This window comes from Mucilaginibacter metallidurans, assembly GCF_003286435.2.
Lineage (GTDB): Bacteria > Bacteroidota > Bacteroidia > Sphingobacteriales > Sphingobacteriaceae > Mucilaginibacter > Mucilaginibacter gossypii.
Genome location: NZ_CP043449.1, coordinates 5395323 through 5417906, shown reverse-complemented (window position 1 = coordinate 5417906; position 22584 = coordinate 5395323). Strand labels below are relative to the sequence as shown.

The window sequence follows — 22584 nt, the reverse complement described above, 5'->3', positions numbered from 1 at the left end:
AATCCTTATATACTTTTATAATGGATACTTATTGGTCACCTTTAATTTCTGATAATCATAAGCATTTCCATTATCAAGAACGGCCAGTTCATCATAATATTTATTGGCCAGTTCTTTATACTGGTTAAACTGTTTTCTCCTGTCTGCAATTTGTTTACTGTTAAACTTCCACGACTCATCGCCACCTAATCTAAAACTAAGTTCTCTATAAATCTCGGCCCTCAGTACCTTTAAATAAAAGTTCTGCATTTTTAATGTAATCGCTTTTTCAGCCATGTTTTTAGCTATAATCAAATTATTGAATGCGATTTTATTTCCCAGGTCCGGATTTACCATCACCTTATTGAAACTCAAATAAAGAACTGCCCGGAAAAACAAACTGGAGGTATCATTTGGATGAGTTTTTAAGTTTTTGTCCAGGCTATCCGTCAATGCGGAATACTTATTGGCATTCGGCTTACCAATCGTACCATCATTTATATCAATCAACCCTGATCTGACCTGTACGGGTAACTGCGCAAAACTAAAAGTTGATTTTACGGATAGAATAATTAGAATTATGAAAACAAGATTACACTTACTCATGAGCAGAAGATTAGTATTTATTTTCTTAATGATCATAACAATCAAACAAATGATTAGGGGTTTATCTAACAAAGTTCATTACTATTACAGGTACTATCCAAATAGGCTTTATACCGTAGATAGTTAATTAACTCTTTTTTTTGATCATCGTTCATTTCTCTATATAACATCACTGCGCTATCTCTAAAATCCCTGAAATTAATATACCAGCCATTTCGCTCTTCAGCGTCCAGCAAGCCTTCATCTGTTAACAGTTGAATAAGTCCTACGATTACCTGATAACCCAAAACGCTATACACTGGATGGTTATCAAATAAATCGATTCTTTTCATTTCCTGATTGTATCCGCGTTAAATATGGTTTAAGCCAGGCAAACACTTCAGCAGGCATTTACAAAATTAATTTTATAAGCGACATAGCTACCACGGGGAAATGTACTTATCTCCCGAATTTATACCAGTCTATCCCGAAAATATAATTTATGGATTGCAAAAAAGAGTTGAAAACCGCTATTGACTAGCTTCCGGATTAAACTCTAACAATTCTTTGGGCTCAACTTCGAGGGCTTTCGCCAGCTCGGCGAGAGAAAGGAGGGTAATGTTTTGTTTTCCGCTTTCATACCGCTGAATATCTGCATATTCTACGTTACATAGCAGCGACATTTTGCGGAGGGTCAGGTTTTTAGCCTGCCTTAAAAACTTAAGACGCTTTCCAAATTGTATTAATATTCCCTTATCTAAATCGCTAACCATTATCCTTGTAAATGATTAGGGAAATTGGAATAATATAATGTTAATGCTGTTGTGGCATATCACAACAAAGTTTAACTTTGATAATAGTCATGTTGTCACCTATCGTGACTTTATCAAAAACACTGTTGACAATGAGCAATGAATTATCGCTTTTGGAAAGAAAAATAGAAGATCTGTTTGGAGAAGAGCCGTTCAACGAGGTTGACGAGGAACTTTTCAGATGGCTGATGTTCGCTTATTTTGACAAGGGAAGCAATATCAAAAATTTGGATAGCCCGAATTTTGAAATGTTCAGAGATAAGCTTGCCGTGCTGATCGATGCGGTTTACCTGTGGCACCAGGGCCGGATGAAACTCGAAAAACTCAATAACAATCCTCTATCCCAATAGTCTCAATTCGGAAGAGATGCCTTTGAACACAAATTATGTTGTTTTCGGATGTTTATGGTGGCCGGAATATGGTAGTTGTGGAATAACACAACAAAATTGTTACAATCCAAGATGCTTTCTCAAATGCAAAAACGGTCTTAAAAGAGAAAAGCCAGGCATCGCGCCAGGCTTTTCTTACCTAAACCTTATCACAATAGCACGGAATGTGCTAAGATTTTTAAATATACCTGTATTTTCCGGATTGTCAACACTTACTTTAAAGTCAGTGTAAAAAGGGATATTTTCAGCGTTTCTTTTGTTTTTTATAGAATGTTGTCATAAGGGCCAGGAACTTTTCAAAAGAGTAGGGTTTGTTGATCATTTCCGCAACATTCAATTGATAATCTTTTATGCGGCTCAGCCGTTCGGAAGTTGTAATCACAACTTTAACAGAAGACGGAACATGAGGGAGGAAAGCCGGCGCATTCATCGGGCTCATATAGAAATCAAGAAATATAAGATCCAGCTTGCCATCCTGAATTAAGGGCAATGCCAATAACGGATCGGTAAAAGTAGCCACAAGATCAACGAACGGTATCCGGCTGCAATACTCTGTCAATATTTCATTGCACGAAAACTCATCATCTATCCCGATACATCTTATCATATAGGTTACTTTGAAGTCCTTATAAGTAAAAATAGGATTTTTTAAAGAAATATTAAATGATAAACCATAATTGGAAGAATAATCGTTGCCGGTTGGGTGAATTTGTCCGTATGTCATCAAACCTACCCCTATTTAGTTACCGTAAACCCCTGATATAAGTATTTATACCACTTCGGTGGCCGCTTAGTTTTGGAAGTAAATTTTATTGTTTCAAAAACAAATTTTTAGCATCATTTATGAACTTTATATCTATCCAACTGCGGCTATTTGTACAAGAGTCAATAGACCCTAAAAATTTTACGGGCAAACATATCACTACTTTAGAATTCAATAAATGGAAAAATTTCCTGAAAAAAGAAGTTACCGCTATACTTCTTAAAGTTTCAGAATGGCCTTTGAATCTACAGGAGCATGATGCAAAGCACATTGAGCGTTTAATTACCGGCATTGTTATTTTAAGCAATACGCTGAATTCCTACATTTTAAAAAATTCCGTTTTTCTAAAAAACCATCCCCAGGCGAAGATTATCAGGGAACATTACTATTATTCCTTTAATCTATTGGAAGAGCTCCTGTTGTCGCTCGGTGAATCCTTTCCGGGAGCGGCAGCTGGCGTAAAAATATCACAGGCAAATTTGCGACATGTTATCCCCGGCTTGAAAAAAAAGTTTTATAAATTATGCGGTCATTTTAATGAGTTCGTTATTGATAAAGCACTATTGGATATTGTAATACCCGGCATCTCAGCGCTTATCAATAAAAAGGACATCACCTGGGATGACACGAGGTACATTTCCTCCCTGATGGATCTGCTGTTAAACGATTCTGAGTTAGACAACAAAAAACTGGCCGACCTGCTGATCATTCACGATTTTAACATACAAGCGTTTTACCTCTATTATCTACACCGGCTCAGGGAGCGCCTGGATGACATTCCCGGCCTGCATGAACAACGAGAAATGTTATTAGCAGAAAAGGACAGGCTTTATAACCTGACGACCGAAAAAGGATTGATCATGCCCTCTAAGAACAGGAGTCTATTTATGGAACTGGGTGAATTTGTAAACGGTAAATATACTTTCGCAAAAAAAAGGGTTAAGTTACAGCGGAGATTTATACGAGATACTAAGAATGCAAAAACAAATACGCGCTTCCTGATCAATTTACCGGTTCCGCAGTTTGGCCTGTTCATCAGGATGCAAATTGAAAAAGGGTTCCTGGCAAAGGAAAATCTTGGCGAGCTATTCAAATTTTTCGCCGGCCACTTTTATACACCCAACACGTTGTATATTTCTCCGGATAGCTTGCAAAAAAAATCCACCGACGTAGAATTCGCTACTGCACAAAAACTAAAAGGACACCTGATCGGCATGATCAACTGGCTCAATGCCAACTATAACCTGTCCAATTATAATTAGTTAAAGATGAGCATCTGGCCGGTAATATACTGGCCGGTAACTATACCAGGCCTGGCATCAGACGTATAATAATGATTTGAGTAATTAAATTAATTTGCCGATATTTGTTATTAATCATTACGATCATGAGCGACAAGGATTTAAAAAAATTGACCGACCTGGTTAAAGAAGAACTTAAAACCGTTCCTACAAAGGAACAGGCGCTTCAATCCTTTATTTCGGCAGGCATCAAGAACGACAAAGGAGAGTTCACCGCGCCGTATGCTATCTTAACTAAACTGGTTAAATCTGCCTGATGTATGAATCCCGGCCAAATCTGATCATTGGTTTTCACGGCTGCGAAGAAGAGATCAAGAACAAGCTCATCAATAGTTCCAGTACGATTCAGTTGAGTGAAAAGCCTTATGACTGGCTTGGTCATGGCATGTACTTTTGGGAAAACAACTACGACAGGGCCTTACAATGGGCCAAAGACAAAAAGAAGCGCGGAGAGATCAAAGTCCCTGCAGTTGTTGGCGCTGTTCTTCATTTAAATTATTGTTGTGATTTTTTAGATAGCCGCTATATTCAGCTGTTAAAATTCCATTACCGATTGATGGCCAGCCGATATCACGCGCTCGGAGAGGAACTTCCTGAAAATAAAGATCTCGCCCACGATATTCATAAAGATAAGATTTTAAGAGTGCTGGATTGTACAACTATAGAGTACATGCATGCCGGGATATATAAACAATACCAGGCAGAAATTGCGGCTAAGGGATTCAGCGAGATCAAGCTGTTTGATTCCACCAGGGGCGTATTTACTGAGGGCGGGCCAGCCTTTACCGGTGCAGGCATTTTTGAGAAAAGCCATATACAAATCTGTATCCGGAACCCGGATTGTATTCAAGGGTTTTTTAATCCCAGGAAGGGTTTTGATTTTATGAAGTGGCTCGACAAAAAATATGGCAGTGCCTAAATAGTAAACAACAGTGATAAAGAACTTTGTTGGCCAATTGTGCTTATGAATTTTAACCTTTCCATAAAAAAACCAAAAACCACAATATCAGAAGTAGAACCGCAAAGATTGTCTGGTCTGAAAATCTCTCTTTAATTCCCGCTGCAGTCAGGTATTTCTCGCGACCAATGCCCCATTTCTTCATCACTGTCTTTTTTTAAAACAACTCTGATTATCAACCGAATATATATCGAATAGAGATTAAACAATTATAACTATAATTACATGCAAAAGCAATGACACGCTAATATACAAACATACTTATCATGGTTATATAGTTTAAAGTTAACCGGCGATACGGGTTCTGATCATGGGCATATTCAATTATTTATTGCATCTTTAATATTACTTATATCATCTGCCACTCATGGAAAAAACGGTACCAGCAAAAGAACATCTTCTTATCGATAAGCCTGCCGAATTTTCCAACCAAATCATCAAGCAGGTACAGGAATTGATACAGGAAGGCGGACAGATTAAGCCCGAATTGATCAAAGTCGGCCTGCACCGGGCCGCACTTTTAGCGGTCATTCTTAAAGGAGACCTGGTCATAAGTGTATGTTGTCTCAAAACTCCGTTAAGTTCTTACCGGGATAGCGTGTTTAAAGATGCCGGTGTGCCTGAAATGAAAGATGATTACAATGCTGAATTAGGCTACGTGGTTACGCACTCTGACTACGAAGGCTTAAAGCTTTGCCAACAGTTGCTTACTGCCATGTTTCCGCACCTAAATGATAAGGCCATATTTGCCAGTACCCGAAAACCCGCAATGATACATATATTGGGTAAGTTTGGTTTTAAACCAGTGGGTAAAGTTTACAAGCAGGACTTAAGTTTACTGATACGCCAAGGTATTTAAGGGCTGTAATTCTCTGCTTACTTACTGATACTAACAATTATTCCCGGCAGCCTGGCTCAAATAGTTGTGATAGCTCGCGGCTGAAGCGTATAGATTCCTCAATTAAATCCATAATAATTTATCGGCAAGGTTTTTTTATCTAATTTAACCCGGATATAAAACCATATTATTCAATAACCTTGTCCTTATGCATTTAACTGTTCGAATGGCCTGGCATGACAACAAATGGAACGGTAAAGTTTGTTGCGACCCGGCATCCAATACCTATTGTACGGGCGTTCATTCCCTGTTATCCGGCAGGATCGAGAAGCGAAAAAACACAACCTACGAGCAAAGCGATGGTGTTCGCGGGGAATATGTCGCCAAAAACTTTACACCCGGAAACGTCCCACCCTGTTATTGGAGCATTAATGCATTCGGTGATCAGGATATCCCTGTGGAACATCAGCACGCCTTTGATTCGATAGAACAAAGGATACCTGAAACCCTGCGCAAATACTCGGTAATCACCTGGCCCTTTAAGCTATCATTCGTTCATGGCAAAGAAAGCAAGGCGCTTCATGGTAATTACTGGCCGGACCTCGACCAACGGATTGATAATTATATCCAAAAATTCATTCCTAAGCAATCCGTCCTGTTTTTTTACGCCAACTATGATAACCCGGTATCAGGTGATGATATGAAATACCTGATTTTGGGTTGTTCCCTGGTCAGCGAATTGCCCGTACCGCAACATTATGACCTAAGTGATGAAGAGGTTGCGGATTGGAGGGCACCCGGTAAGAAGTTTAAGGACGGAAATTGGCAGGATGATGAAACCATGAAAAACTTTCCTACGATGAACTGGATGCTGCAATTCAGCCATGATCCGGAGAGCGCCTTATTGTTACCTTACCATGAATATCTGGCCTATACTGACGCGCACCCCGATGCAGCAAGCTTACTGGAAGATATCAAGGTGGTCGCAGATGAAGAATCACTTATCAAAGGATTTAAGTATGTGAGCATGGACATTGATGATGATAAATGCCTCTACCTGCTCTACAAAATCCGCAAAGCGATTTTGAAGATCCAGGATCATAACCAGGTCGTTGTTAAAACCGACTATGAAGCGGAGCAGGAAAAAATTGAAAAGCTGATCAGGGGTGTTTGGGAGAAAAGGGGCATTTATCCCGCCTTGGCGCATGTGCTGAATTACCTCATTGAAGACAAAAAGAAAGCTGATGAGCTGGCGAAGATCATCCGGTTCAATGCTAACAATGACTATGACCTGCAAAAAATCTTCGATTCGATATTGGCAGAAGATTTCCCTGGCTACCTGATGCCTTTTGAAGATACTTTGCTTGACCTGGCCGAGAGCCAGCAATTTAAAAAGTATCATAAGTCGTTCAGTAAGCTATCGCTATTTATATTAACGGAGCACCAGGTCAATAAGATCATTAAGGATAAACCGTTGCTTAAAATCATTGAGGAAAACCCTTATATCCTTTATGAGGAATATGAGCCTGATGAGGATAACCTGGACATCCCGGATATGCAGGATGAACCCATAGATGTTTTTAAAGTGGATATGGGTATGATCCCTGACACCAACTTTATGACCCGGCACCGGAAGATGCAGCGTTTAAAGGAGGACAGCCCGCAGCGGTTACGTTCGGTAATCATTAATTACCTATGGCAGATCAGTAGCCAGGGCCATTGTTACAGTTCGGCCAAAGAAACGTTAGATAACCTTTACGAATATCCACTGATCTACAAATCAGGTATCAAACTTGACGATGAGGCCATCCTGTTGCTGGATGATTATTATAAAGCCCACTTTCTTGAAAAACTCTATATCGAGGAATCCAAAAAAGAAAAATACATCTACCTGAAGATCGTCAAACAGGCCGAGGCTTATGTGGAGGAAACCATCACCACCCTTATGAACCGAAAGACAGCCTACCGCGGCAATATTGATATTGCTAAACATATCAAAAGCAGTCTTGCCAAATTAGCCGAAATTGTCAAAACAACGGAACAGGTTGAGATCTTTACGAACGAAAGAAAACAGCTTTACCAAAACGTTTTTGAGAAGGCACTTTTTGTGCTTACCGGCAAGCCGGGAGCGGGAAAAACCTATGAAACCAGTAAGGTCATTGAGCACTTAAACTCTTTGGGGGAAGAAGTAGTCATCCTGGCACCGACCGGTAAGGCTGCATTAAGACTCACGGAAAACATAAAGGCACATACTACTTTGGAGGGTATTGAGGCCAAGACCATTGACAGTTATATTTATCATAAAGGATTCGGATATCTGAACGATAATTGGGATGCGGCCTTTGAACTGGATGATGAAGATAAGATCAGGATCGATAACCTCGTTATTGATGAATCTTCCATGCTCGATCTTAACAAACTGTCCATCCTGTTTTCCATCATCTGCATTAATGAACAATACCCTAAAAGAGTGATCCTGGTGGGTGATGAAAATCAGCTACCCCCAATTGGCATGGGCAAGCCATTTCACGATATGATCACTTACCTAAAATCTGATGACCGGCTCGCTGCACAATACTATATCCATTTAACCTCCAACTGCAGACAAGAGAATGATGAAAATATTTTAGAGCTGGCAGAAGCGTTCACCGAAAAAACAAGGTGTTATGAGCAGGCTTTTAACCTGATCGATAGCGGGAGGGTAAAAAGAGCAAGGGTCTATATGTGTATAAATGGCCCAATGAAGAAGTCCTTCATCAAAAGGTACTCACCGCACTGGAGGAAGTGTTTACACTGGAAATACCTGCTCCTATCCCCGAAGATCATTTTCCCAAGCTCAACCTGCTTTTCAAATTGTATGACAGCGGCTATGTGAACAATCAGAACCTTAAATGGCGGGACGTATTGCAATTGGAATCTTTCCAGGTGCTGACCCCTTACCGTACCGACTATTTCGGGACAGTTGGCATTAACCGGCTTATTCAGGGACAATACCGTTATGTAGATACCAGGGGAAAAGAGGAAGATGTATTCAGGCAGTCTGAAAAGATCATCCGGCTTAATAACTGGTATTGGGGCTATGGGACAAACCGCAGGCTTGCCCTTTCCAATGGCTCCATGGGGGTAGTGAATTATAAATACAAAAAAACTAAAAACTGGTGGAAACAGGAAAAACAATACTTTTTCAGGGATGCCGACCGTATTTTGAACTCCATAGATGACCAGGAAAACTTTGACCTCGGTTACGCGATTACGGTTCATAAATCACAGGGCAGTGATTTCCGAAATGTGTTTATGATCATCCCCAAAAAGACAGCCTTGTTGAACAAGGAGCTTTTGTATACTGCGCTCACCCGCTCCAAATTCAGACTGTTCATTTTTATACAGGAAACCGGAGAAAACCTGCTGATGAAAGCCAAAAAAACCTCGGCGCTTTTGCCACGGCGAACCTCTATTTTCAGGAAACCGGAGATTAAGGTGGGTAAATTCTCACCGGAACCGGGAATAACCGTTTCCTCAAAAATCGAACTGATCATTTACCAGGCCTTGCAGAAAAGCGGGTTAAACTTCAAATATGAGTTCCCTTTAGAAATTCCCGGTCTGCTATACAAGATCCACCCTGATTTTACCATATACCTTCAAAATGGTAAAACAATTTACTGGGAGCATTTGGGAATGCTTGACCTGCGTAAATACTGGAATGACTGGCAGGAAAGAAAAGGGCAATTTATCGGTGATAACAAGTTTGATGATTTGGTAACAACCGATGACCTGGAAGGCGTGGACATGAAAAAACTTAATGAGGTGATTGATGATATCAAACACCTAAACCTAAAGAAGACATCGGGCAACAGGTTTTCAGATCATCATTATGAACTCAATTAATTTATAAAACAAAGCGCTGCCTGTTTACAGGGAACCTCACTTATACCTAAACAGGCGGCGTTGGGGCCCCGGCTCTGCCGGGGCCGTCCAAAAGATTTTCAAAAACTATAATTGGAACCGGTTATTTCCTGATACCGTTTACCCAATTGCTCGTGTGTCATGCCCTGTGTGTTCGCTAAATCCACAAAGGATTTTACCACGGTTTCCCTGGTTCGCCAGTTGAAAGAATAAACCAGCGTATCCTTATTCAGGGTTACGGTTAAAGGAATCGGCAGGCGGAGTGTATGGGCATTTTGCAAGAGGACTATCCGGCAACAGGTACTTTGATAGTCCTGTTCGCTTATATCTTCAAGACTAAGTTTTCGGGCCAGTTTCTCCAACTGGCAACGGCGCAGGTCAACGATGGGTTTAGTTTTCTTTCTTTTGCTTTTCGCTTTTTTCCTGTTCAGGTCATGGTAGAGCATCGTTTCGTTAAAGTCGGGGTAACGGGTTTGTATTTCTTCGATTGCAAACAGCGGGTTCTTTTGAAATACCCGCCTTACAAAATTTTTCCTGATACATTCCTGTGAAACAAAGACTTTACGCTCAATATCGCTGGCGGTTATAGTTAGTTTGATGGATTCGCCCGACGCATTTCTGTATAATTCCCGTAGCAGGATAAGGATAGCCAATCTTTTCTTCCCAATTTGTTCCGTTCTCAGTCTTTCCCCGATTTCGGTCACGCTGTAGTTTTGACCATGCTGTATCAGGTCACGGATCATTGTGCTTTCCTCCTTTTCAGGAATTTCTGTCCTTGTCACCCGTTTGCTATTTTCCTGCTTGCCAATGGTATATCTTTCCCTATAGCCCATAAGCTTTTCCAAAAAATCACTGCCAGTTCCGGCTGATTCCTTATTCAGTTCTTCCGCCTCCTGCTGCTCTGCATAAATGAGTTTATCCCAATCCTCGTATTGGTGGTAGCAAAGGCGGATGTCAAAATGATGGTATTCTATTTCCTCCCGGTTCATTGGCCGGGACAAAAACGGGTGCGCATAAAATAAGCCCATCGGCCTGCGGTTACGGTCGCACCAGGTTTCGGCGTGCATGTAAACATAAATACGCGGCGGGTATTTGGTCTGCGGTTTATAATAATAGTCCACTCGACCTGCTGTTTTACGGGGCAAGGCATTTACCCTGTCAAATTCAGCCTTTTCACGGGCTGTCATTATATAGCCTTCTTTAATCTTTACCATGATCTTAATTTGAAATAGGCCAGTGTTTCAGAAAAGCAAGGATAGCCGGAGGCAGGATTGATTTTATGAAAGTCTGGCGACCCAACACGCCATCCTGCCTGTTGCGGATGAAAGCAGCAAGTGGCAGGATGGCGCGATTTTTATTCGTTTCTTAGCCTGAGCAATTTTTGATAAACATCTTCCCAATAAGCCTGTAAGCCCTCATCCAAAGATTTGAATGAGGGATTGGCATGCCTGTAGTGGCGGTAATCGTCCGCTTGCAGGATAGCTAAATCCAAATTTTCTACGGTGATTATTTTCCCGTTAATATCTACTATCTTCATGACTGTTTAGGCTACTTTTAGTGGTTGTGTCCTGAAATCATGGAGGTTCATAAAGAAGCCCCTATTAAACAGCAAGCCCTCCTTAAACAGTTGCCATAGCAGGGATGAACCCATGTTCGCCAAAGTAGAATTGATAAATAAATCCTGTTTGGTCAGGGCTTCGGCTAAGGAACAGCTTGGCGTGTTGTCAGTAGCGTCTGCCGTTTCTAACAGTTCCTTAAAAGTTTCGGTAACAAACGGCAGGTTTCCCACGGGTGCATACTTCTTAGATTCTGGTTGTTTGTGGTTGCCTATTGTTGACAAAACTACCTGCCCGGTGTCTTTGCTGTTCCCTAAATCCATCCAGTATAAAGGGCGGTTTCGTTCATAGCTTTGGTAGCCTGTAAAGCCTTCCAATATTGTAGCGATTTCAAACCTCGAAACGGCATTGTCCACGCAGGTAACGAACAAATTGGCCTTGCCATCGTTGGATTGCGCTTCCACGTAGTCGGCATCATAGCGTTGCGTTACCGCTTTCCAGTTCGTACCAAAAAAACGGTTAATGCGGTTAATCAATACAACGCTCTTGTACAAGCCGATTTCTGCTTCCGCAAATAGCTGTCTGCCGAGGTTGGCCTCGCTAACCGTATCATCATCATAGGCAAAAACCATAAGACCGGGATGGTTAAGCGCAAGCATGGCCTGATTTATTCTTGCGAGGTTGGTCAGCATTTGGCTACCTGTACCACCGCAACCGATAAGGTTAACGGTAATAGGATTGGTAGGGTTTATCAGGTAGTTATCCGTAATATGTATGGGTGTTAATGTTTTCATTTGATGAGGTGTTTAATTTGAAATTTATTGGGTATCAATACATCTGTCGGGAACTGCTCCCCTGTTTTGGTCAGGTGTTGCCATAGCTGTACGATGTTTCCTTTTACAGGCTGATGCCCGCTAAACAGGTGACTGAAATAGCTATTGAAAAAATAGCTTTGCCATAGTTCCATAAACTGTTCTAACCCGCAATCTTTGGGGATGCTGATGCGCACATTACCCATGCAAACCCTGCCGTCAGGATAGACATTAAAAAACGGGGCATGATATAAAGGGGTATTTTCTGTAAATTCCGTATCGGTTATAACAAAAACCTGTAGGCTATTTTTCCCTGCTTTCCAAACCATTGCAGGGATATGCGCCATTTCTGATGGGATGCCGAGGTTTTCTATGAAAAGCAGTTTGATTTGTTGGGGTGGCGTGTGCCATACCGCAAAGCCGGATGAACTGCTATTGATGGTTAGCACGTTAACGGGCATCAAGCCTTTTGGGTTTAAAAAACCCTGCGCCTTTTTTTCATTTACCTGTAACGCTTTTGCTAATTTATGGCTTTCCTGAATAGATAGCGGATGGCCGTTGATGGGGCAACCCGAAACGTCCATATCATAACTTTCGATATAAAAATCGGATTGATGCCCATTGCCTGTTTTTTGCAGGATAAGCAAGGCTTTTACAGGCTGGTATAAATTTCCAAAAGTATTCGTTAAGTCTTTCATGGCTTGTGGTATAAAAGGGTACATAAATCATCGATAAGCAGGTATAGCTTATCTTCATAGGCCAGTTCATCTGTATAGCGGGGTTGTGCCTGATTAAAAAAAGTAACGACTTCAGGCTCCTGATAACGGGCACGCTCATTAAAATCGTTGTTCACCATATCCCGCAAAGTATCGCTTACGCTATCGTTCACGCTCCCGACAAAAGAGAAATACTCGTGCATGGCTACATAATTATCCTCGTAATCCTCCACCTCATAATCCTGTAAACTGGCATGTTTAAAAAGGTTCATTTTGGGAAAGGTCTGCCATAAGTCCCAACATTTTTGGGCAACGGTAAGGCATTCCTTCTCAAAATCGCTTAGGGCATTAAAGTTGGCTATAAGGCTGTCCAGACTATGGCGGAAACCTGTTGCCATCATTTTTTCCTGTATAAAATCCCCTTGTTTCAGGGCGTTGTCATAAGCGGTTTTTTGCCTGTTATAATCGTCTTCTTCCATGTCGTCCTTACCCTCGGTTATCCATTCTTCCAGTATTTCATAATTGTAAAACATATAGGTGTCTTCGTCCCGGTAATAAGTTACATCCGCTTCGATATACAGGTAGGCGCAAACGGCGGTAATCAATTCGGCACAATGGGTATGTTCAGGGTTTTGCCACAGGTCATAAATGGGCATCACCGGGATATAAAACAAGCCAAAATCCTGATTAAACGTTTCCTTAACGGTCAGGCAGGTATGATTGTCTTCCTGTTCCACGATCAGCAGTTCCCGACACCTGCCCTTTTTTTTCAGTTGGCGGTTGACCTCCTTTTGCGCCATCAGGATATTATAGGGATAGGGTAACTGGCGGTATTTGGTCAGGTTTAGCCCATAATGTTTAGTGAGGTAGGAGAGGGATTTAAAAAAATCCCCCTCTACTGCTGATTGTTTTGGCAAGTCTGTTGCGGTCTGGTACATGGGCATAAAGCTGTGCCTTAAAAAACCATTGGTAACAGGTTCTGCGGTGCGGATTTCGGGCGGTTGAGCCTTGCTTCCTGCGCATCGGGTAGCCTGTCGAGGTCTTTTACGAAGTGTGCGAGTTGCTGATGTAGTTTCCATTGTTGCTGATTGCGTTCTTTGATTAATCCTTTGTTCTCTTTGGTGTTTTCATTCATATTATTTGTTCTTTAATGGCAATGAAGCTACCATGAGCCGATGTGTTTTTTTGGGAGGCTCATGGTGGTCATCGCCTATCCTTTCACCCCTATGGTGGACACAAATTCATATTCCCGGCAGTCGTCCACAAACTCAGGCCCTGAAATTTTGGCGGTAGTCAGAATGGCGTACAGGTTCGCATAATAGTTGCATACTGCTTCGGGGCTAAAATCCTCGTTAGGGTCGGTCAGGTGTATTTTTTGCCCGTTTTCGGTATGGACAAAAACTCTTGGTAGTAATTTCGTTTCTAACATGGCTGTGTTTTTTTAGGAGTTGTAATTCAATAATGCTTTCTCGTACAGGTTGGCTTGTTGCTCCAAATACTGGCGTTTCTTTTTTAGTTCGTTTTCTTTGTTGGGGTGTTCTTCCACGCTCGGCAGGATGGTCAGGGCTTCGGAAAACTTGAATTTTTTAATGAGTTCTGTTACGTTGCTCATCGCTTCATCGTAAGCTTTTTTCTTGTCCTCCTTGCTGATTTTTGGTTCGGGAATTTCGGCATCCCCTGTGTTTTTAGTCGCTGTGTTTGTTTTGGCTTCTCTTGCATCTTTTGCTTCTTTAGCTTTTGCATCCTGTACCAATTTAGAAGCTGCTTTTGCCTGTTCTACGCTTTTTAAATGCGCTTCTAAATTGGTTTGCAGTTCGGCGGTTTTTACTACAGGCTCGGTAATCTTGGTAAAAAATGCCTCGTCTAAATCCTGCGCTGTGCCTGTGAGTGTATAAGGGATAATCAGCTTTACCGCTTTATCCCCGCAGGTAGCGTTAAATAATTCAGATACGGTCATGTTGCCGTCTGCATCGGTTTGAATGACTAACTTCCATGTGCCGGGAAGATTAAGGCTTGCTATATTTTGAAAAAAGTTCGTTGTCATGATTTTAATTTTTAGGTGTCCGTTTATTGAGTTCAATTAAGTGGTTTGCCGACCTGCCGTCTGCGGTAAACAGGTATTCATTCGTTAAAATGCTTTCTTTGATGGCGGTATCACTGGTTAGAAAATCGTATTGATTTTCGAGAGATTTGTACAGGTGACGGTTCAGGATTTCAGCGACCGAACGTAGCCATTCTTCGAGTTTATCCAGTTCCTCAAAGATGTTGTCGTGCGTTTTACCGTCCTTGATAACTTCCGAAATGCCTAAATCCGTTACTACGCCAAACTGCCTTGACCTGCAAATGATTTGTGGTTCGCTTGGCAACAGGCCATTAGCGACCAATGCAATCACCCTGCGGTTAATCTCTGGAATACCAAATACAAACTCCTGCATCGGGGCAAAATCTTTCCACGATTGGTTAGCCACTGCGATAAGCAGTTTGGGTATGTCCACTATTGCGGAGAAACCGCTACCATCGCCTTGGGAATAGAAACCCCTGAATTTGATACTATCCTTATTGACCGCTATGCCTAAGTAGGAACACAGTTCTATAAAGTCCTCCAGTTCATCATCCCACCAATCAAAATCGATATTCAAATCCCTGTAAGTTGTCAATGCCTTTTCTTTGGCTTCCTTATCCAGTTCGTTAAAACTGTATAGTTTTAAGGTTATCGTTTTCATGCTTTACAAGGTTTTGTTTTCGATGGATGACAGGTAAGCGGTGTACCTGCGGGTCAGGTTCTCGCCCTTTCGGAAGATGTCCGTTTTAAAGAAATATATCTCGTCAAAAAACGCTACGTTTTTAGTTTGCAGATTGATTTCATAACGGTAGGTCGCATTGGTACGTAGTTCGTTTAGTGCGCAATGCTCGGTTAGTAAAGCCAGTTCCGCATCTGCATCGTTGAGTGATAATAGCGGGAGCAAAAGTTTTTCAACGATGTACCCTTGTTCGGGTGCGCTACTACTGTCCGCAACACAAATTATCGCTTCGCCATTGGTCAGGATGATATATAAATTTGAACGTGTCATGTTATGCTTTTTAAATGAGGGGGATTGCTCCCCCTGATGGTTAATTAAGGATTAAGGCATTTGCGCCATTTTTGGAAAAATCACGGCAAAGGTTAAAGGCGGTTTGCGCCCTTTGTTTGGCTGTTCCCTCTATAATGGATTTAAATTTGGCTTCTTCGTCCTTGTAGTTGCGGACATTTTGAAAGTAACCTGTCACGGCATTATAAGCACCAAACACCGTTCCTGCGGTCGTTTCCATTTGCTGTGTCGGACTGCTTAAAGCATACTCATATACTTTGTCAACCATATTGGTGTAGGTGGTTGAAAGTTCATCGTCCTTGCCTAATTCGAGATTTTTAAGGACTTCCTTATTAGGAGCCATAGCAACCTGTATTAGTTTTTTCACTTCCTTATCGGTGATACGTACCTTTGACCAATTGTTAAACACGTCCTGTAAATCTGCGCCTAAATTGGAACTGATGCCCATTAAGGTATTCGCCTGTTTTAAGCGGTCGTTAGCCGATGCGGTATGACGGATTTTGATTGCGCCCGAATGGTTGGCTAAAGCAGCATTAAGGGTGTTGTTACAAACTATTCTAATCGGTGTAAAAGCTGCGGTGATACTACCGAAACCATCATGTGAAGTGGTCAGGAAAAGGTATTGCTCGATAAAATCGTCCTTTCCTACACGGATATAGCCGGGCAGTTTGGCGGTGATAAATATGCGCTCGCCCCTGCCCAATGCCCCTGCGGTTTCGTATAAAATCCCGTCCCCGCCACCTACGATGGCATCAAAAAACTCAAAGGCATTTACATTTTGTATGACTTCGTAATCTTTGCCGACTACACCTAATACCTGCTCATTATCGGTGCGGATGGTAGCGAAGTAATTAGGCACTTCGATTTCAGGGATTAGTATATCGTTGTCGGGGTCGCCTGTATGATTTTCGGTGTCATAGGTAAACAAAGGGCGTTTTTCTACGAAATAGTCAAGCCCTGCATATTTGATGGCTTCGGCGCTGGTCGGGTATTGCTCTACGATTTTACCCAATCCGTGCCATGCCCTTTCCTTTACGCTGAAAAAGCTGTATTCCTGATTTGCTTCGTTATAATTTAAGTTGTGTCCCATGATTTTTATTTTTTAGCTGTTTTGAAAATTGAAATGAATGTTAATAGCGGTTAGAATGGCAAATCATCGTCGTCAGCCCCTGCGCCTGTGGTATAGGGTGCGGTTTCCTTTTGTTCTGCTTTAGCTTCGGTTTTTGCGACTAATGAAAACAGTTTGATGGTGTCACAGGTACAAATTAGTCTTGCCTTGATACCATCCTTTTTGCTTTGGTAGCCTTGTGCTTCCATCCATCCCGAAATTTCTACTACTGCCCCTTTGGTGAGGTATTCGGCAATACCGGAGTTGCGCCAGTAAGCGCAGTCAACGAATGCGGTTTTTTCCTTTTTTTCGCCCGCTTTGTTTTTCCATTTTTGGTTAATGGCTACGGTAAAATTGATTACCTGTTTGTCCCCTTTGACCGCATTTACTTCTGCGTTTGCGGTTAATCTTCCTGTGAATAGCATAATTTTTAATGTTTAATAATGAATAATTTGTTGTTTGCTTTTCCTTTCGCCGCCTTGCCCTGATTGATTATTTTTAAAAGAAAAAGGGAAAAAAGAAAGCAAATCTTAAAGCCCCGGCAACGGGCAAAAGGAAACGGAATAATTGGAGGGGACCCGCCAGAGGCGGGGAGGAAACCGTTTATGCCGTAGTCTTTTGCAAACCCAACGACAGATCCGGGCTTGATTTTAGCTGCGCTTTTTACCCGTTTCGTTTAAAATATTCATTGATTAAATAAAAAAATGCCATTGGAGCCGCAGGCGATAAAGATCTCCGGCAGCAGGAATGATGGAAAAACAATAACTAAAAATGATCTCAGACAATAGCAAAAAGATCACCATTCACTTTTCCGCATCATGGGATTAGAGCGGCATCCTTCGATAGAAGATATAGCGGAAAGCCCGGCCCGGAAGGGGATGCCATAATTGGGGTTAGAAAGGTGCAAGGGCCAGGACGAGCGCTTCCGCCTTAAGGGAAAATACGACGCAAATCCATAATCATTACTGATCGCGGTAAGCGCAGAAGTATTCTTTTACATAGCGGCCGGTAAATTTAGCGGCAATGTCCCGGCATCGCTCGAGCTGCCTCCGTTACCGAAAAAGCAATAGCTTTTTACCGTTATTGATCGTATCAGTGGCCAAAAGAGCTGCCTGTTCTATTTTAAGTAAAAACTCAGGCCCCATAAGTCCTTGCGCGGCACACAGATGCTCTTCCATCTCGGCTATCATTTGTTCGTTCGTATTCATTTCGGGCGTTTTTTAGACAAGTTTATTTTTGAACCAGCCCTGCGATCACATTGATGCTCAAGGCTACGATAATGGTGTTAAAAGAAAATGCAAGCAGCCCGTGAAGCAAAGCCAGCCTTCGGATTCTCCGGGATGTGATCTGTACATCTGAAACCTGAAAGGTCATCCCGATAACAAATGAGAAATAGGCAAAATCCAGGTAGTCAGGTTTGGGTTCGTTCGGAAAGGCTAAGCCGCCAGGTTTATAGGTTTTAGAATCCTGGCCATCCTCTATATCACAGTAATAATAATGGGCATAGCGGAAAGTAAAAATAGTATGAACCAATACCCAGGAGGCGACCACACAAGCCAGGGACAACAACACATGAAGTGTTAACTGCCGTGCATCGCTACCCGAGCCGCTACGAAGCAAAAGAACGATGGCGAATAAGCTGGCTACTGAAGCGAATATGGCGAACAGGAAAACCAGCGTCTTGCTCGAATCCTGGGCGTGGGCATCCTGATGTATGACAGCGGGGTGTACGTTGAAGATCGTTAGCGCTGAAAGTGTTAATGAAATTAGCGCATAGGTTAGCCAGACCACCATAAACTGGGTAGATGCAGCTAATTCGCCTCTTGTCACGATCCAGCAAATGGCCGCCAGCGTTAGTGCAACGTATAATTTATGGTGGGCGTCAAGCCGGTTGATATTTAGTTTTTTTGATCTTGTCATTTAGAATTTTGATGTGGTAACAGCTTAACCATGAATCCAAGAGAAACGGAAATATTGGTCGGATATAACAATGGGTCACCGCTAAGTTTGAGATCGCTCAGACCAGTCGAAGCATAGACGGACAATCGTTGGTTGATTTCCAGGCTGTAACCCAACCCGCCGATCAGATAGTTGGCATGCCCTTTAAGACCACGTTCTTTTTGACGAAAGTTGAAAAAATTATAGCCCAGAAATGGGGTCATGATGAAAGCATTCGTTTCGCGGGTAACATAATAATCATAACCCAGATGCAAACCATACTGCGAATAATAGGTGCGATCGGTGCCGAAATTTTTTGCGCCCTCCAGTTGTAAAAACAAGTTTCGGTGTAAACGATAATTAACCCCAAGTTGCAACCCATAATTCATCCAGGAGAGACGACCGTCAGCGCTCGGAGTGGTTCGTACAGGAAATGCGGCCATGGCATAGGTTATCCGGAATTTTTCCGACCGTAATGAATCTGCTGGCCGATATTTTTGGGAATATTGCCCGCTACCAGCGGACTGTCCCTTGGCCTGAAAGAACAGGCAAAGAAGGGATAATAATATAACATGGCAAACCCCTCCCCATAGCCAGGCTATGGGGTTTCGGGGATATGCTTCGGGGATAATCATGCGTTTTGTCATGTCAAGCATTTTTTATGGTTCATACTTTGATCTTAACTGGGAGGCGATCTGCTGCTGCACTTGCAGGCGTTGCCAAACGTGTTTTTTTTCTTCCGGTGTCAGGCCGGCCTGCAGGTAACCGATGTTGATCTGGTTCAGGTTCTCAAACACCTGGTTCATTACCCATAGGTATTGCCTTTCACGATCCAGTCCAACGGGTTGCTGATACCTTCGGAAATTTCCCAGCGCTGCATCCGTATTTCGCTGGATGAACGTTGATACCGGCAGTGTTGGTTGGTTGACCCTTGGGGGTTTCAGGTCGTTGCGCAGCTTGGTGATCAGTTGCAACATCGTTTGCACAAAAGCGGCATTTACAGTGCCGTTTTGGTGTGCCGCTTCCGTTTTTGTTATCACCAATGCCTCACTATAAATGGTCCTGGTAACCCGAAAATAATACTCCCGGGCATTTTTCTCAACGGGTAAGCGCAGTACGGAATCTGCTGTCATCCGGAGCAAATCCATATAATTCGGCGCTTGTCGTTTAACCGGCAACGTTTGGGCCATAACAGGGCTGCCTGCTATTAACAGGCAGCCGGATACGATAGCCACCTTTACCCTGGTCATCTGTTGTTGGAGACGCTTAATGTTCATTAGGAAAATCATTTTGTTCAAGATCCATTACCCGGGCTTGCAGGTGATTAATGTTTTTTTGTTTTTCCGTTTCCCAATGAGCTTTAGCATACGCAGTGAAATAGGAATGATCGGTCATGAATTGTAAGTTCTGCCGGGTCCAATCACCTTCGCTATATTCTTTATGTAATACATTCGCCCATTCCGTGCGGAGGCGTTCAGCGTGCGTGGCGTAATCAGACAGCGCCAGATGGCGCATATCGGCATCACACATGACCGCCTGAAAATGGGTATGCGGTACCTGAGGCATTTGAGTGGCCCTGATACAATCGTTCACCGGGTTGATGAACAGTTCTTTTTTGCCCAGGCTGCGCAAAAAGTCCCCGGCTAATGTCATGCTGATGGCTTCGTGCCCATGGTAGGTATAACAATAACCGCTGTCATGAAACCAGGCGGCAACCAGCAGGATGTCTTGTTCCCATTCATTAAAAAGCATGTGCGTAGTCAAATCCTGTACAGCATCCACCATTAGGCGGGTATGCTCCAGGTTATGGTAAACCATCCCTGCCGGTAGTTTTCCGGTCAATAGCGTGGTTATATATTGTTCGGTTTTTTTGATAAGTTCGTTCATGAGCTAACTTGATGAAGTGCACGGATATCGTTGAATAGCACATAGCCGGAAAGCAGCATGATCGCTACCACACCGGCGAGATAAAAAAAGGCCCAGAAAGTACGGCTAACAGGTTTGCGGGTAACAGCTTCATAAAGCAGTACAGCCATAACCCCGCCGTCCATCGGGGCAAGGGGAATTACATTGAGTAATGCAAGCGCGGTCGATAGGAGAGCGACCAGCCCCCAAAATCGTTTGGCCTCGAAATGGCCGCTAAATAAAGTGGCGATACGGACCGGGCCTACCAACCCGTCCTTTGCCTTCACTTCACCCGAAACGAGCTGGCTCAACCCTTTGGAGTTTTGAGCAATGGTGCTCCAAACCTTCGTGGAACCGGCAGACAGTGACTGACCAATAGATACACGCTCAGGTTTGAACACGGGTAGATTGGTATTCAAACTGAAACCAATATGGCCATCCTTATCTCTATGCGCCAGCATCGTACTGGTTTTACCATCATGTATAACAGTCAGGTATAACTGCCGCTGCTCGTTCTCTTTCAACCGGATAATGAAATCATTGTAGGAACGCACGGAATCCCCATTGAGGGCAATAATGTGCGCCTTTTTAAAGGCCTGGTTACGGCGCAGATCGACATTGGTAAAAAATGAGTCAACCTGAAACCCCGCTTTGAGGGAAAAGAATTGGGTCAGCCCTTTATCTGCCACCAACTGCATAATCTTTGGTGAAACAGCCACATGCAGGTGTACCCTTTCTTTGCCCTGACGGCGAACAATGGAAAGCACAGTATTGCCGTGCATCAAATGCGTACTCAGTAATTCATCTTCATACAATGCCGAGTCCGCATTGATCGAGGTCACTTCGTCGCCCGGTTGTAAGCCCGCCTGCAGACCGAGTTGTCCCGGTAGAATGATGGCATTTTTTCCAAATACGGCAACCTGGTTCCTGCCGTAATACAGGAACATCCCGCAATATACCAGTAATGCCAGCAGCAGGTTCATAAAGATACCGGCAGACATAACGATCAGTCTTTGCCACACGGGTTTATGGCCATAACGATGAGCCGGGGGTACATCAGCATCTTCATCGGGATCACTGTCATCCGCCGTAGCTATACTTCCCGCCATACGCACATATCCGCCGAGCGGTAGCCAGCCGATGCCAAACTCCGTCCCTTTGTAATTAAAGCGGAAAAGCCGCTTACTAAAAGTGTCGAAAAACAGGTAGAACTTTTTAACCCTGATCCCAAATGCCTTGGCAGCCAGAAAATGCCCCAGCTCATGAATAAAAACCAGCAGGCTTAATCCAACCAAAAATTGTGCGATCATGATCAGTATACTCATAGTAGTCCGGCTGTTTGTGTAAGTTGTATCGCTCCCTGGATATGCATGGTAATGTCCGTTTGCGATCTGATCAGCATCCCATCATAATACCCTTGTTCTTTACCACAGGTCAGGTGAATGAACAATTCATTTTTTTGCAGGAAACGCGCCATGAAAGGGGCGATCTGCGCCTGTAAAAGTTTCTTTAATACTATTTCCCGGCCCGGGTGTAACAAAAAGAGGGAAACCGCTGAAGCGTTTTCGCCCAGACTGTCCTCGGGTATACTACGCAGGGTCATCAGATCTTTTAAAGTAATCAGCACCATCTCAGGTCCGTCATTTATTGCAGGCTGGAAACCTTTATCTATGCCCAAGCCGTTAAAGTCATCCGCCAGTAAATGGTAACCAAAGGCCACCTTTACCGCATCCGGCCATAACTCTAAAATTACTGGTGAATACGGCAACAACGCATAACACTCAAGCCCGAGCGACAGCCTGCGCGTCAGTGTCAGGTAAACCTGTAATTGCAGATTACTGTCCTGGATCGTCCGGTGTTCCGGGTTTGCCTTAACATGCAGGAACTGGTAGGTACCTGCTTCCTGGGTAATCTTAAAGGGAAAATCCATGG

The 22584-nt window shown here is 43.0% G+C and carries 30 protein-coding genes; 7 read left to right on the top strand and 23 right to left on the bottom strand.

Annotated elements, in window-relative coordinates; genetic code table 11:
- Positions 1-15: 15 nt before the first annotated feature.
- The 3 genes from DIU38_RS22970 to DIU38_RS22960 all read right to left on the bottom strand — a co-directional run bounded on the left by DIU38_RS22970 (position 16) and on the right by DIU38_RS22960 (position 1337).
- On the bottom strand, positions 16-621 hold the full coding sequence (locus DIU38_RS22970) for a hypothetical protein (protein ID WP_112571064.1): 606 nt from the start codon (positions 619-621) through the stop codon (positions 16-18).
- Positions 622-650: 29 nt separating this feature from the next.
- A complete protein-coding gene (locus tag DIU38_RS22965; protein ID WP_112571066.1) occupies positions 651-917 on the bottom strand; it encodes a hypothetical protein in 267 nt (88 codons plus the stop codon).
- Positions 918-1094: 177 nt separating this feature from the next.
- Positions 1095-1337, bottom strand: coding sequence for a helix-turn-helix domain-containing protein (locus DIU38_RS22960; RefSeq protein ID WP_112571068.1), 243 nt, complete (start codon positions 1335-1337; stop codon positions 1095-1097).
- Between the two features lie 131 nt (positions 1338-1468).
- On the opposite strand from DIU38_RS22960, the gene DIU38_RS22955 reads away from it, so the two are divergent.
- Entirely contained in the window at positions 1469-1726 is a 258-nt protein-coding gene (locus DIU38_RS22955) for a hypothetical protein (protein WP_112571070.1), read from the top strand.
- Positions 1727-2009: 283 nt separating this feature from the next.
- Here DIU38_RS22955 and DIU38_RS22950 read toward each other — a convergent pair whose 3' ends face one another.
- Positions 2010-2489 carry a response regulator gene (locus DIU38_RS22950; RefSeq protein WP_112571072.1) on the bottom strand — a complete coding sequence of 160 codons (480 nt, stop codon included), beginning with the start codon at positions 2487-2489 and terminating at the stop codon, positions 2010-2012.
- Between the two features lie 119 nt (positions 2490-2608).
- Between DIU38_RS22950 and DIU38_RS22945 the strand changes: the two genes are divergently transcribed.
- The 6 genes from DIU38_RS22945 (at position 2609) to DIU38_RS22925 (ending at position 9510) form a co-directional block, all read left to right on the top strand.
- Positions 2609-3790 carry a hypothetical protein gene (locus tag DIU38_RS22945; RefSeq protein ID WP_112571074.1) on the top strand — a complete coding sequence of 394 codons (1182 nt, stop codon included), beginning with the start codon at positions 2609-2611 and terminating at the stop codon, positions 3788-3790.
- Positions 3791-3915: 125 nt separating this feature from the next.
- Positions 3916-4086: a hypothetical protein gene (locus DIU38_RS33200; RefSeq protein WP_167516255.1), complete on the top strand. Its 171-nt coding sequence runs from the start codon at positions 3916-3918 to the stop codon at positions 4084-4086.
- The gene (locus tag DIU38_RS22940) at positions 4086-4748 is read left to right on the top strand and encodes a hypothetical protein (protein WP_112571076.1); all 663 of its coding nucleotides are present in this window, start codon (positions 4086-4088) and stop codon (positions 4746-4748) included. Before DIU38_RS33200 ends, DIU38_RS22940 begins: the two co-directional genes overlap by 1 nt.
- A 406-nt stretch (positions 4749-5154) precedes the next feature.
- Positions 5155-5646: a GNAT family N-acetyltransferase gene (locus DIU38_RS22935; RefSeq protein WP_112571078.1), complete on the top strand. Its 492-nt coding sequence runs from the start codon at positions 5155-5157 to the stop codon at positions 5644-5646.
- A 187-nt stretch (positions 5647-5833) separates the two neighbouring features.
- Complete coding sequence (locus DIU38_RS22930; RefSeq protein ID WP_149354154.1) at positions 5834-8500, top strand: AAA family ATPase; 2667 nt, start codon at positions 5834-5836, stop codon at positions 8498-8500.
- A complete protein-coding gene (locus tag DIU38_RS22925; RefSeq protein WP_167516254.1) occupies positions 8410-9510 on the top strand; it encodes an ATP-dependent DNA helicase in 1101 nt (366 codons plus the stop codon). The genes DIU38_RS22930 and DIU38_RS22925 overlap by 91 nt, the downstream gene beginning before the upstream one ends.
- Positions 9511-9608: 98 nt before the next feature.
- Here DIU38_RS22925 and DIU38_RS22920 read toward each other — a convergent pair whose 3' ends face one another.
- From DIU38_RS22920 to DIU38_RS22835, 19 genes are all read right to left on the bottom strand, one after another.
- Positions 9609-10742, bottom strand: coding sequence for a hypothetical protein (locus DIU38_RS22920; RefSeq protein ID WP_112571082.1), 1134 nt, complete (start codon positions 10740-10742; stop codon positions 9609-9611).
- A 140-nt stretch (positions 10743-10882) separates the two neighbouring features.
- Positions 10883-11065: a hypothetical protein gene (locus tag DIU38_RS22915; protein WP_112571084.1), complete on the bottom strand. Its 183-nt coding sequence runs from the start codon at positions 11063-11065 to the stop codon at positions 10883-10885.
- Between the two features lie 6 nt (positions 11066-11071).
- Positions 11072-11878, bottom strand: a complete 807-nt coding sequence (locus tag DIU38_RS22910) for a PRTRC system ThiF family protein (protein WP_112571086.1) — start codon at positions 11876-11878, stop codon at positions 11072-11074.
- On the bottom strand, positions 11875-12594 hold the full coding sequence (locus tag DIU38_RS22905) for a PRTRC system protein B (protein ID WP_112571088.1): 720 nt from the start codon (positions 12592-12594) through the stop codon (positions 11875-11877). The genes DIU38_RS22910 and DIU38_RS22905 overlap by 4 nt, the downstream gene beginning before the upstream one ends.
- A complete protein-coding gene (locus DIU38_RS22900; RefSeq protein WP_112571090.1) occupies positions 12591-13550 on the bottom strand; it encodes a hypothetical protein in 960 nt (319 codons plus the stop codon). The genes DIU38_RS22905 and DIU38_RS22900 overlap by 4 nt, the downstream gene beginning before the upstream one ends.
- Before the next feature lie 17 nt (positions 13551-13567).
- Positions 13568-13747, bottom strand: a complete 180-nt coding sequence (locus tag DIU38_RS22895; protein WP_112571092.1) for a hypothetical protein — start codon at positions 13745-13747, stop codon at positions 13568-13570.
- A gap of 75 nt (positions 13748-13822) precedes the next feature.
- A complete protein-coding gene (locus tag DIU38_RS22890; RefSeq protein ID WP_112571094.1) occupies positions 13823-14041 on the bottom strand; it encodes a PRTRC system protein C in 219 nt (72 codons plus the stop codon).
- A 12-nt stretch (positions 14042-14053) separates the two neighbouring features.
- Positions 14054-14656, bottom strand: a complete 603-nt coding sequence (locus DIU38_RS22885) for a PRTRC system protein E (RefSeq protein WP_112571096.1) — start codon at positions 14654-14656, stop codon at positions 14054-14056.
- Between the two features lie 4 nt (positions 14657-14660).
- Positions 14661-15335: a hypothetical protein gene (locus DIU38_RS22880; RefSeq protein WP_112571098.1), complete on the bottom strand. Its 675-nt coding sequence runs from the start codon at positions 15333-15335 to the stop codon at positions 14661-14663.
- A gap of 3 nt (positions 15336-15338) precedes the next feature.
- Complete coding sequence (locus DIU38_RS22875) at positions 15339-15683, bottom strand: penicillin-binding protein (protein ID WP_112571099.1); 345 nt, start codon at positions 15681-15683, stop codon at positions 15339-15341.
- Between the two features lie 40 nt (positions 15684-15723).
- The gene (locus DIU38_RS22870; protein WP_112571101.1) at positions 15724-16791 is read right to left on the bottom strand and encodes a DUF932 domain-containing protein; all 1068 of its coding nucleotides are present in this window, start codon (positions 16789-16791) and stop codon (positions 15724-15726) included.
- Between the two features lie 50 nt (positions 16792-16841).
- Positions 16842-17234 carry a single-stranded DNA-binding protein gene (locus DIU38_RS22865; protein ID WP_112571103.1) on the bottom strand — a complete coding sequence of 131 codons (393 nt, stop codon included), beginning with the start codon at positions 17232-17234 and terminating at the stop codon, positions 16842-16844.
- A 627-nt stretch (positions 17235-17861) separates the two neighbouring features.
- Positions 17862-18017, bottom strand: coding sequence for a hypothetical protein (locus DIU38_RS33195; RefSeq protein WP_167516253.1), 156 nt, complete (start codon positions 18015-18017; stop codon positions 17862-17864).
- A gap of 22 nt (positions 18018-18039) precedes the next feature.
- The gene (locus DIU38_RS22860) at positions 18040-18729 is read right to left on the bottom strand and encodes a DUF1345 domain-containing protein (protein WP_112571105.1); all 690 of its coding nucleotides are present in this window, start codon (positions 18727-18729) and stop codon (positions 18040-18042) included.
- On the bottom strand, positions 18726-19394 hold the full coding sequence (locus DIU38_RS22855; protein ID WP_129567794.1) for a hypothetical protein: 669 nt from the start codon (positions 19392-19394) through the stop codon (positions 18726-18728). Before DIU38_RS22855 ends, DIU38_RS22860 begins: the two co-directional genes overlap by 4 nt.
- 12 nt (positions 19395-19406) lie before the next feature.
- Positions 19407-20024 (bottom strand): hypothetical protein, encoded by a 618-nt coding sequence (locus tag DIU38_RS22850; RefSeq protein WP_112571109.1) that lies wholly within the window; start codon positions 20022-20024, stop codon positions 19407-19409.
- Positions 20014-20634 carry an HD domain-containing protein gene (locus DIU38_RS22845; RefSeq protein ID WP_112571111.1) on the bottom strand — a complete coding sequence of 207 codons (621 nt, stop codon included), beginning with the start codon at positions 20632-20634 and terminating at the stop codon, positions 20014-20016. Before DIU38_RS22845 ends, DIU38_RS22850 begins: the two co-directional genes overlap by 11 nt.
- Complete coding sequence (gene rseP / locus DIU38_RS22840; protein ID WP_112571113.1) at positions 20631-21977, bottom strand: RIP metalloprotease RseP; 1347 nt, start codon at positions 21975-21977, stop codon at positions 20631-20633. Before rseP ends, DIU38_RS22845 begins: the two co-directional genes overlap by 4 nt.
- Complete coding sequence (locus DIU38_RS22835) at positions 21974-22582, bottom strand: hypothetical protein (RefSeq protein ID WP_112571115.1); 609 nt, start codon at positions 22580-22582, stop codon at positions 21974-21976. The genes rseP and DIU38_RS22835 overlap by 4 nt, the downstream gene beginning before the upstream one ends.
- Between the last annotated feature and the right edge of the window lie 2 nt (positions 22583-22584).

Coding starts and splice junctions, on each gene's coding strand:
- DIU38_RS22970 (WP_112571064.1), bottom strand. CDS start 621: ATGATCATTAAGAAAATAAATACTAATCTTCTGCTCATGAGTAAGTGT.
- DIU38_RS22965 (WP_112571066.1), bottom strand. CDS start 917: ATGAAAAGAATCGATTTATTTGATAACCATCCAGTGTATAGCGTTTTG.
- DIU38_RS22960 (WP_112571068.1), bottom strand. CDS start 1,337: ATGGTTAGCGATTTAGATAAGGGAATATTAATACAATTTGGAAAGCGT.
- DIU38_RS22955 (WP_112571070.1), top strand. CDS start 1,469: ATGAGCAATGAATTATCGCTTTTGGAAAGAAAAATAGAAGATCTGTTT.
- DIU38_RS22950 (WP_112571072.1), bottom strand. CDS start 2,489: ATGACATACGGACAAATTCACCCAACCGGCAACGATTATTCTTCCAAT.
- DIU38_RS22945 (WP_112571074.1), top strand. CDS start 2,609: ATGAACTTTATATCTATCCAACTGCGGCTATTTGTACAAGAGTCAATA.
- DIU38_RS33200 (WP_167516255.1), top strand. CDS start 3,916: ATGAGCGACAAGGATTTAAAAAAATTGACCGACCTGGTTAAAGAAGAA.
- DIU38_RS22940 (WP_112571076.1), top strand. CDS start 4,086: ATGTATGAATCCCGGCCAAATCTGATCATTGGTTTTCACGGCTGCGAA.
- DIU38_RS22935 (WP_112571078.1), top strand. CDS start 5,155: ATGGAAAAAACGGTACCAGCAAAAGAACATCTTCTTATCGATAAGCCT.
- DIU38_RS22930 (WP_149354154.1), top strand. CDS start 5,834: ATGCATTTAACTGTTCGAATGGCCTGGCATGACAACAAATGGAACGGT.
- DIU38_RS22920 (WP_112571082.1), bottom strand. CDS start 10,742: ATGGTAAAGATTAAAGAAGGCTATATAATGACAGCCCGTGAAAAGGCT.
- DIU38_RS22915 (WP_112571084.1), bottom strand. CDS start 11,065: ATGAAGATAGTAGATATTAACGGGAAAATAATCACCGTAGAAAATTTG.
- DIU38_RS22910 (WP_112571086.1), bottom strand. CDS start 11,878: ATGAAAACATTAACACCCATACATATTACGGATAACTACCTGATAAAC.
- DIU38_RS22905 (WP_112571088.1), bottom strand. CDS start 12,594: ATGAAAGACTTAACGAATACTTTTGGAAATTTATACCAGCCTGTAAAA.
- DIU38_RS22900 (WP_112571090.1), bottom strand. CDS start 13,550: ATGTACCAGACCGCAACAGACTTGCCAAAACAATCAGCAGTAGAGGGG.
- DIU38_RS22895 (WP_112571092.1), bottom strand. CDS start 13,747: ATGAATGAAAACACCAAAGAGAACAAAGGATTAATCAAAGAACGCAAT.
- DIU38_RS22890 (WP_112571094.1), bottom strand. CDS start 14,041: ATGTTAGAAACGAAATTACTACCAAGAGTTTTTGTCCATACCGAAAAC.
- DIU38_RS22885 (WP_112571096.1), bottom strand. CDS start 14,656: ATGACAACGAACTTTTTTCAAAATATAGCAAGCCTTAATCTTCCCGGC.
- DIU38_RS22880 (WP_112571098.1), bottom strand. CDS start 15,335: ATGAAAACGATAACCTTAAAACTATACAGTTTTAACGAACTGGATAAG.
- DIU38_RS22875 (WP_112571099.1), bottom strand. CDS start 15,683: ATGACACGTTCAAATTTATATATCATCCTGACCAATGGCGAAGCGATA.
- DIU38_RS22870 (WP_112571101.1), bottom strand. CDS start 16,791: ATGGGACACAACTTAAATTATAACGAAGCAAATCAGGAATACAGCTTT.
- DIU38_RS22865 (WP_112571103.1), bottom strand. CDS start 17,234: ATGCTATTCACAGGAAGATTAACCGCAAACGCAGAAGTAAATGCGGTC.
- DIU38_RS33195 (WP_167516253.1), bottom strand. CDS start 18,017: ATGAATACGAACGAACAAATGATAGCCGAGATGGAAGAGCATCTGTGT.
- DIU38_RS22860 (WP_112571105.1), bottom strand. CDS start 18,729: ATGACAAGATCAAAAAAACTAAATATCAACCGGCTTGACGCCCACCAT.
- DIU38_RS22855 (WP_129567794.1), bottom strand. CDS start 19,394: ATGACAAAACGCATGATTATCCCCGAAGCATATCCCCGAAACCCCATA.
- DIU38_RS22850 (WP_112571109.1), bottom strand. CDS start 20,024: ATGAACATTAAGCGTCTCCAACAACAGATGACCAGGGTAAAGGTGGCT.
- DIU38_RS22845 (WP_112571111.1), bottom strand. CDS start 20,634: ATGAACGAACTTATCAAAAAAACCGAACAATATATAACCACGCTATTG.
- rseP (WP_112571113.1), bottom strand. CDS start 21,977: ATGAGTATACTGATCATGATCGCACAATTTTTGGTTGGATTAAGCCTG.
- DIU38_RS22835 (WP_112571115.1), bottom strand. CDS start 22,582: ATGGATTTTCCCTTTAAGATTACCCAGGAAGCAGGTACCTACCAGTTC.